Source organism: Actinomadura rayongensis (assembly GCF_009831215.1).
In the GTDB taxonomy this organism is placed as follows: domain Bacteria; phylum Actinomycetota; class Actinomycetes; order Streptosporangiales; family Streptosporangiaceae; genus Spirillospora; species Spirillospora rayongensis.
The window spans coordinates 1,904-5,554 of record NZ_WUTW01000015.1 but is presented as its reverse complement, the minus strand read 5'-3'; the positions used below and the strand labels follow the sequence as shown (position 1 = coordinate 5,554).

General features: G+C 58.1%; 2 rRNA genes. Both read right to left on the bottom strand.

The features are described 5' to 3' along the window. Position 1: 1 nt before the first annotated feature. A 5S ribosomal RNA gene (gene rrf / locus GQ466_RS30565) occupies positions 2-118 on the bottom strand. A 184-nt stretch (positions 119-302) separates the two neighbouring features. After that, positions 303-3,442: ribosomal RNA gene (locus tag GQ466_RS30560) — 23S ribosomal RNA — on the bottom strand. Between the last annotated feature and the right edge of the window lie 209 nt (positions 3,443-3,651).

Below are 3,651 nucleotides of genomic sequence, written 5' to 3'. Positions count from 1 at the left end.
AGTCCGGCGGTGTCCTACTCTCCCACACAGTCTCCCATGCAGTACCATCGGCGCTGAAAGGCTTAACTTCCGGGTTCGGAATGGAACCGGGTGTTTCCCTCTCGCCAAAACCACCGAACGACCAACCCCAACCCCCGCGAGGGGGCGGGAAGCTCTGTCGAACAGCACATATCCAATTATCAACACACCCACAGCCATAAGCCATGAGCGTGCGGGTGCCCGAGTTTGTTTTTCGGGAACCGCACAGGGACGCGAACATACACACAGCCTGGAAACCGTTACGATTGGTTTGATCGTTCGGTGTGTTCAAGCCACTCGGCCTATTAGTACCGGTCGACTCCACACCTTACAGTGCTTCCATCCCCGGCCTATCAACCCAGTCGTCTACTGGGAGCCTTACACCCCCTAAGGGGTGGGAGAACTCATCTCGGGGAAGGCTTCCCGCTTAGATGCTTTCAGCGGTTATCCCTGCCGAACGTAGCCAACCAGCCGTGCTCCTGGCGGAACAACTGGCACACCAGAGGTTCGTCCGTCCCGGTCCTCTCGTACTAGGGACAGACCCCCACAATTCTCCAACGCGCGCAGCGGATAGGGACCGAACTGTCTCGCGACGTTCTAAACCCAGCTCGCGTGCCGCTTTAATGGGCGAACAGCCCAACCCTTGGGACCTACTCCAGCCCCAGGATGCGACGAGCCGACATCGAGGTGCCAAACCATCCCGTCGATATGGACTCTTGGGGAAGATCAGCCTGTTATCCCCGGGGTACCTTTTAGCCGTTGAGCGACACCGCTTCCACACGCCGATGCCGGATCACTAGGCCCTGCTTTCGCACCTGCTCGACACGTCCGTCTCACAGTCAAGCTCCCTTGTGCCCTTGCACTCACCACCTGATGACCAACCAGGCTGAGGGAACCTTTGGGCGCCTCCGTTACCCTTTAGGAGGCAACCGCCCCAGTTAAACTACCCACCAGGCACTGTCCCCCACCCGGATCCACGGGCGCGGGTTAGACGCTCAAAACAACCAGAGTGGTATTTCACCAACGACTCCACCCGTACTGGCGTACCGGCTTCACAGTCTCCCACCTATCCTACACAAGACGCTCCAAACGCCAATGCCAAGCTATAGTGAAGGTCCCGGGGTCTTTCCGTCCTGCTGCGCGAAACGAGCATCTTTACTCGTACTGCAATTTCGCCGGGCCTGCGGTCGAGACAGCGGGGAAGTCGTTACGCCATTCGTGCAGGTCGGAACTTACCCGACAAGGAATTTCGCTACCTTAGGATGGTTATAGTTACCACCGCCGTTTACCGGCGCTTAGATTCTCAGCCTCGACCCCCGAAAGGGTCTAACCGGTCCTCTTAACGTTCCGGCACCGGGCAGGCGTCAGTCCGTATACAGCGTCTTACGACTTCGCACGGACCTGTGTTTTTAGTAAACAGTCGCTTCCCCCTGGCCTCTGCGACCACCCCCAGCTCCCACCGCACAGGTGTTCACCAGGAATGGTCCCCCTTCTCCCAAAGTTACGGGGGCAATTTGCCGAGTTCCTTGACCACAGTTCACCCGATCGCCTTGGTATTCTCTACCTGACCACCTGAGTCGGTTTAGGGTACGGGCCGCCGGTACACTCGCTAGAGGCTTTTCTCGGCAGCATGGGATCACTCACTTCGCCTAAAACGGCTCGGCATCACACCTCACCCTTTGATGTGCCACGGATTTGCCTATGGCACGGGCTACATGCTTACCCCAGGTCGACCACCGCCTGGGCTGAGCTACCCTCCTGCGTCACCCCATCACTCACCTACTACCACCTCGGACCCCACGCTCCCCCAACAACAAGACCCGAAGGTCTCGAAGCGGGTTCGGGTGGTTAGCATCAGCGGGTTCAGCGTTGGCGCATACCAGCGGGTACGGGAATATCAACCCGTTGTCCATCGACTACGCCTGTCGGCCTCGCCTTAGGTCCCGACTTACCCTGGGCGGAACAGCCTGCCCCAGGAACCCTTGGTCATCCGGCGCACACGATTCTCACGTGTGATGCGCTACTCATGCCTGCATTCTCACTCCCGCAACCTCCACCGCACAGTCACCCGACGGCTTCACCGGCTTGCAGGACGCTCCCCTACCCACCCCAGAACACGTCCGGAGTGCCACGGTTTCGGCGGTGTGCTTGAGCCCCGCTACATTGTCGGCGCGGAATCACTTGACCAGTGAGCTATTACGCACTCTTTCAAGGGTGGCTGCTTCTAAGCCAACCTCCTGGTTGTCACAGCAACTCCACATCCTTTCCCACTTAGCACACGCTTAGGGGCCTTAACCGATGATCTGGGCTGTTTCCCTCTCGACTACGAAGCTTATCCCCCGCAGTCTCACTGCCACGCTCTCACTTACCGGCATTCGGAGTTTGGCTGACGTCAGTAACCCGGTCAGGCCCATCAGCCATCCAGTAGCTCTACCTCCGGCAAGAAACACGCGACGCTGCACCTAAATGCATTTCGGGGAGAACCAGCTATCACGGAGTTTGATTGGCCTTTCACCCCTAACCACAGGTCATCCCCCAGGTTTTCAACCCTGGTGGGTTCGGGCCTCCACACCGTCTTACCGGCGCTTCACCCTGCCCATGGCTAGATCACCCCGCTTCGGGTCTACAGCATGCGACTAAAATTGATCACACGAAGTGATCACGGCGCCCTGTTCAGACTCGCTTTCGCTACGGCTACCCGACACCGGTTAACCTCGCCACACACCATAACTCGCAGGCTCATTCTTCAAAAGGCACGCCATCACGAACAACACCCCGCAAGCAGGGTGTTGGGGACGCTCTGACGGCTTGTAGGCACACGGTTTCAGGTACTATTTCACGACCCCTCACCGGGGCACTTTTCACCTTTCCCTCACGGTACTGGTCCGCTATCGGTCATCAGGAAGTATTCAGCCTTACCACGTGGTCGTGGCAGATTCACACGGGATTTCACGGGCCCCGTGCTACTCGGGAAAACGCTCAAGAGGCACTAGAAGTTTCGTCTACCGGACTCTCACCGTCTACGGTCGGCCATCCCAAGCCGTTCAACTACCCCAGTGCTTTATAACTCTCCGCCGGGCTGGTAGACCCGACCGAACGCTCCCACAACCCCGCACACGCAACCCCTACCAGGTATCACACGCGCACGGTTTAGGCTAATCCGCTTTCGCTCACCACTACTCACGGAATCACTATTGTTTTCTCTTCCTGCGGGTACTGAGATGTTTCACTTCCCCGCGTTCCCACCAACCGGCCTATACATTCAACCGGCGGCGACACCCCATGACGGGTGCCAGGTTCCCCCATTCGGAAATCCCCGGATCACAGTCTGGTTGCCGACTCCCCGAGGCATATCGCAGGCTCCCACGTCCTTCATCGGCTCCTGATGCCAAGGCATCCACCGTATGCCCTTACACACTTGAACACACAAAACGATCAAACAAATCGCAACAGAAGAACAACAAACCACACACTACAAACAGAAACTGGAGTCCCGGCCGGCCCCCACCCCACGAAAAGGCGAGGAGACCAAGGCTCCTTGGTTTCTTGTGCGGTCTCTTGTTCCAGAGATGCTCGCGTCCACTGTGCAGTTCTCAAAAAACAACCGGGCCCACCAACCCCACCCGCGTGTGC